Annotated in this window: 3 protein-coding genes; all 3 read left to right on the top strand. The window is 76.3% G+C overall.

The genetic code is table 11. The features are described 5' to 3' along the window. Positions 1-1,467: ATP-binding SpoIIE family protein phosphatase (locus VR44_RS37155; RefSeq protein WP_045952085.1), on the top strand; the 1,467-nt coding region annotated here is incomplete at its 5' end. A 96-nt stretch (positions 1,468-1,563) separates the two neighbouring features. Next, positions 1,564-3,120 (top strand): sugar ABC transporter ATP-binding protein, encoded by a 1,557-nt coding sequence (locus VR44_RS37160; protein ID WP_045952086.1) that lies wholly within the window; start codon positions 1,564-1,566, stop codon positions 3,118-3,120. Then, positions 3,117-3,839, top strand: a 723-nt coding sequence (locus VR44_RS37165; RefSeq protein ID WP_045952087.1) for an ABC transporter permease, incomplete at its 3' end; no start/stop codon positions are given. The genes VR44_RS37160 and VR44_RS37165, both read left to right, overlap by 4 nt.

The raw sequence follows: 3,839 nt of genomic DNA on the forward strand, positions 1-3,839 counted from the left end.
CACGGCTTCCGCGACGACTGCCCCTTCTACCCGGCCGGACAGCACGTGGAGCTGCTCCCCGGCACCCCCCAGATGCGCTGCCTGACCGGTCGGCACCCCGTCCTGGAACCCGAGCTGGCCTCCGCGGCGGGCTGGATCGCGCAGGACCCCGAGCGGTCCCGCCGGCTCCTGGACCAGGGCGTGCACTCCCTCATCGTCGTCCCGCTGCTCGCCCGCGGGGTGCTGCTGGGGATCGCGAGCTTCTACCGCTCCCAGGACCCGGCCCCGTTCGGCGACGACGACACCCGGCTCGCCCAGGAACTCGCCGCCCGGGCCGCCCTGTGCATCGACAACGCCCGCCGCTACACCCGGGAGCACAACCTGGCCCTGGCCCTCCAGCGCAGCCTCCTGCCGCGCGGTCTGCCCGAACAGGGCGCCGTCGAGGTCGCCCACCGCTACCTGCCCGCCGAGTCCGGCGTCGGCGGCGACTGGTTCGACGTCATCCCGCTCTCGGGCACCCGGGTCGCCCTCCTCGTCGGCGACGTCGTCGGCCACGGGCTGCACGCCGCCGCCACCATGGGCCGGCTGCGGACCGCCGCCCGCACCTTCGCCGAGCTGGAACTCGCCCCCGACGAGCTCCTCACCCACCTCGACAACCTGCTGGTCCGCCTGGACCGGGAGGAGGGCGGCGACGAGGCCCCGGGCAGCACCGGTGTCGTCGGGGCCACCTGCCTGTACGTGGTCTACGACCCCACCACCCGGCAGTGCACCATGGCCCGGGCCGGCCACCTCCCGCCCGCCCTGGTCCACCCCGACGGCCGCGTGACCTTCCCCGACGTCCCCGCGGGCCCCCCGCTGGGCCTGGGCGGGCTGCCCTTCGAGACGGCCGGGATCGAGCTGCCCGAGGACAGCACGCTGGTGCTCTACACCGACGGCCTCGTGGAGGACCGCCACGGTGACATCGACGTCGCCCTCGACCGGCTGCGGGCCGTCCTCGCGCACCCGGACCGGGCCCCCGAGGAGACCTGCCGGGCCGTCATGGACGCCATGGCCCCCGAGCACCCCGGTGACGACATCGCCCTGCTGGTCGCCCGCGCCCACACGCTGCCCGCCGGCCGGATCGCCGCCTGGGACCTGCCGGCCGACCCCGCGAAGGTCTGCGACATCCGCGCCGCCGCCACCCGGCGGCTGGCCGAGTGGGGGCTGGAGGAGCTCGCGTTCGCCGCCGAGCTGCTGCTGAGCGAGCTGGTCACCAACGCCATCCGCTACGGGGGCGAGCCGATCCAGGTACGCCTCATCCACGACCGCACCCTGATCTGCGAGGTCTCCGACGGCGGCAGCAGCGCCCCGCACCTGCGGCGGGCGGCCAGCACGGACGAGGGCGGCCGCGGCCTGTTCCTCGTCGCCCAGCTGGCCCAGTCCTGGGGCACCCGCTACACCCCCCGGGGCAAGGTGATCTGGGCCGAATGCGCCCTGGATGCCGCCTGAGGTCCGTCGTACCCCGGAATGCGGGCCCGCGGCCAGTAGCATCCCCCCTGCCCCGTCCTGCCGTACGGGGATCCGAGGCCGGCCCCGGAGACGTCCGTGCACCACGCCCATGACGAGTACGACGCCCCGCCCCACCCGGGCGCGGTGCCGCTGCTGCGGATCCGGGACCTGCGCAAACGGTTCGGCGGCACGGTCGCCCTGGACGGGGTGGACCTCGACCTGTACGCCGGCGGCGTCCTCGCCCTCCTCGGGCCCAACGGGGCCGGCAAGTCCACGCTCATCAAGGTGCTCGCCGGGGTCCACCGGGCCGACGCGGGCGAGGTGACCGTGGCCGGGCACCCGCTCGGCTCCGCGGCCGCCTCCGCGGCGATGTCCTTCATCCACCAGGACCCGGGCCTGGTGGACTGGATGACCGTCGCCGAGAACATCGCCCTGGGCACCGGCTACCCGCGCCGCCTCGGCCTGATCTCCTGGCGGCGGACCCGCGAGCGGTGCGCCGAGGCCCTGGCGGCCGTCGCCGGCCACCTGGACCCCGGGGCCCGCGTCGCCGGCCTCGCGCCCGCCGAACGCTCCCTGGTGGCCATCGCCCGGGCCCTCGCCCGCGACACCCGGCTCCTGGTCCTCGACGAGCCCACGGCCACCCTCCCGGCCGCCGACTGCGCCCGGCTCTTCGACGTCCTGCACGCCCTGCGCGACCGGGGCCACGGCATCCTCTACGTCAGCCACCGGCTCGACGAGGTCTACCGGGTCGCCGACTCCTTCGCCGTCCTGCGCGACGGCCGCCCCGCCGCCCGGGGCCCCCTCGCCGGGTACGACCCCGGCCGCCTGATCGCCGACATCACCGGCGGCGCCCCGCCCGGGCGCGGCCCGCGGACCCCCGCCGGTCCGGTCCCCGGGCGGCGCCCCGTCCTGCGCCTCGACGCCGTGACCACCGAAGGCTGCGGGCCTGTCAGCCTGGAGCTGGCGGCCGGCGAGATCCTCGGCACGGTCGGGCTGACCGGCGCCGGCCACGCACACCTGGGCCGCGCCCTCGCCGGGGTGCTGCCGCTGCTCGGCGGGCGGGTCCTGCTCGACGGCCGGCCGTACCGTCCGCGGGGCGCGGCCGGCGCCGTACGCCGGGGCGTGGGCTTCGTGGCCGCCGACCGCCAGGAGGAGGGCTGCGCACCCGATCTGACGGTCCGGGAGAACCTGCTGGCCAACCCGGCGGCGGCCGGGGTGCCGGCCTGGCGGTGGCTGGGGCCCCGGCGCGAACGGGGCGAGGCGGCCGCGCTGGCCGAACGGTTCGCGGTGCGCCCCCGGGACACCGAGGTGCCCGTCGCCACCCTCTCGGGCGGCAACCAGCAGAAGGTCGTGCTGGCCCGGTGGCTGCGCGGGCACCCGCGCCTGCTGGTCCTGGAGGAGCCGACCGCGAGCGTGGACGTCGGCGCCAAGGCGGCGGTCCACCGGATGCTCGACGGGGCGGCAGCCGACGGGACGGCGGTCCTGCTGGTGTCCACCGACTTCGAGGAGGTCGCGGACCTCTGCCACCGCGCGCTGGTCTTCGTCCGCGGCTCGGTGGCGGCCGAGCTGACCGGGGCCCGGCTGACCCCGGCCGAACTCACCCGCACCGCCTCGGCCATGCCCGCGATCACCGGCCCCGCGGGGGCCCCGTGACCGGCTGGTCCCCGCGCGGGCACCTCGTCGGCAGCTACGGGCTCCCGGCTCTGGCCGTCCTGCTCTTCCTGGTGTTCTCCCTCGCCCTGCCGGACACCTTCCCCACCCGGGACAACGTGTCCTCGATCCTGTCCAACCAGTCGATCCCCGCCCTGCTCGCGCTCGGCGCGACGGTCCCGATCGCCACCGGGAAGTTCGACCTGTCGCTCGGCTACGGGCTGGGCCTGGCCCACGTGCTGGTGATGTACCTCGTCGTCGAGACGGGTACGCCCTGGCCGGCGGCCTGCCTCGGTGTGGCCGCGGGCGGCGCGCTGGCCGGCGCGGTGAACGGGATCGTCGTCGAGTTCGCCCGGATCGACTCCTTCATCGCCACCCTGGGCACCGGCAGCATCATGTATGCCCTCACCGGCCGGCTCACCGACGGCAGCCGGATCGTGCCCGGGCCGGGCGGGCTGCCGTCCTCCTTCACCGCCCTCTACGACGGCCGGTTCCTCGGGCTGCCGCTGCCCGCCTTCTACGTCCTGGCCGCGACCGTGGTGCTGTGGGTGGTGCTGGAACGGCTGCCCTTCGGGCGGTACTTGTACGTCGCCGGCTCCAACCCCCGCGCCGCCGCCGTCCTCGGCATCCCCACCCGCCGGTACTCGGTGTACGCCTTCGCCACATCGGGCCTGCTCACGGGGATCGCCGGGGTGCTGCTGGCCGCGCAGCAGCAGATCGGG

Origin of the sequence: Streptomyces katrae (genome assembly GCF_000966975.1) — a bacterium.
Lineage (GTDB): Bacteria > Actinomycetota > Actinomycetes > Streptomycetales > Streptomycetaceae > Streptomyces > Streptomyces katrae.